The organism is Mycobacterium sp. KBS0706, assembly GCF_005938675.2.
Lineage (GTDB): Bacteria > Pseudomonadota > Alphaproteobacteria > DSM-16000 > Inquilinaceae > Inquilinus.
In genome coordinates this window covers 1-1,357 of record NZ_VCCH02000274.1, presented here as the reverse complement: position 1 = coordinate 1,357, position 1,357 = coordinate 1, and the positions used below count along the sequence as shown (strand labels likewise).

The 1,357-nt window shown below is 72.7% G+C and carries 1 protein-coding gene; it reads left to right on the top strand.

Annotated features, from left to right (window positions below; genetic code table 11):
• Positions 1 to 158: 158 nt before the first annotated feature.
• Positions 159 to 1,357 (top strand): D-alanyl-D-alanine carboxypeptidase/D-alanyl-D-alanine-endopeptidase (gene dacB / locus FFK22_RS41775; RefSeq protein ID WP_306770271.1); only part of this gene is annotated, 1,199 nt, incomplete at its 3' end.

Here is a 1,357-nt window from a genome sequence, read left to right as displayed (position 1 = left end):
CCGACCCCGTCCGACCGGCGGCAGCGCCGCCGGGAGAGCGACCGACACGGCCCCCTTGGTGGGGCCGTGCGCGTTCCGGCCTCACGGCCGCTTCCGACTCGTCGCGCCCGGAGCTATAGGAGGGCGCGACCCGATGCGGAGGATGCCGGCCCGTGCCCATGATGAGACTGCTTCGCCTGTTCCTGCTGCTGGTGCTGACGGCCGCCCTGCCGGTCGATGCCGCCAGGGCCCAAGCCGGGGCGGCTGCCATCCGCAGCGGGCTCCCCGCCGGGGACGTCGCCTACATCCTGTTCGATGCCCAGAGCGGCCAGCTGATCGACAGCGCGCAGGCAACGCGGCCGATGATCCCGGCCTCGACCATGAAGGTCGCCAGCATGCTGGCGGCGATCGAGATCCTCGGCGCCGACCACCGCTTCACCACCATTGTCACCGCCGGCGGCGGGGTCGAGGGCGGCGTGCTGCGCGGCGACCTGGCCCTGATCGGCGGCGGCGATCCCACCCTCGACATCAACGACCTGGCCGATCTGGTGGGCCAGATCCGGCAGGCCGGCATCACCAAGGTGACAGGGCGCTTCATCGTCGACGATACGGTGCTGCAGGCCCTGCCGTTCCTCGACCGGCTGCAGCCCCTGGCCGCCTCCTATAACCCCGGCCTGACCGGCCTCGCCGTCAACTTCAACGCCCTGCGGGTGAGCTGGCAGACGCGGCAGGGGCGCCTGGACGCCCGGGCCGACGCGGTGGCGGAAGGGCGCAACGTCACGCTGCCCTGGGTCGATGTCAGCGAGGGCGCGGCCACGCCCTATCGTCCGGTCGAGGGCCATGAGGGCTGGATCCTGTCGTCGCGGCTGCCGGACAAGGGCTCCGATCTGCTGCCGATCCGCTACCCCTCGGCGACCGCGGCCGAGATCCTCCGCAGCTTCGCGCGCGACGCCGGGATCACCCTGCCGGCACCGACGATCGGGCCGCGCACGGCCGAGGGGACGATCATCGCCCGGCACGACAGCGAGACGCTGCCGGTGATCGTCACCCGCGTCCTGAAATACAGCAACAACCTGTCGGCCGAGATGATCGGCATGATGGCGGCGCGGCAGGCGCTGGGCCGCAGCAGCATCACCCAGGCGGAGGCCGGCCGGGCGCTGGTTGCCTGGTGGGGGCAGAAGCTGCCGCAGGTGGACTGGAGCGGGCTGTCGATTCCTGGGGCATCCGGCCTCAGCACCGCCGCCCGGATCTCGCCGGTGCAGATGGCCGCGGTGCTGATCGAGGGCAACCGCATCGGCCTGCCGGCGCTGATGCCGGAGCGGCCGGACGGCGGGGCCGAGTCCGGCGCCGTGCTGCAGGGCGACCTCGGCACCTCGCT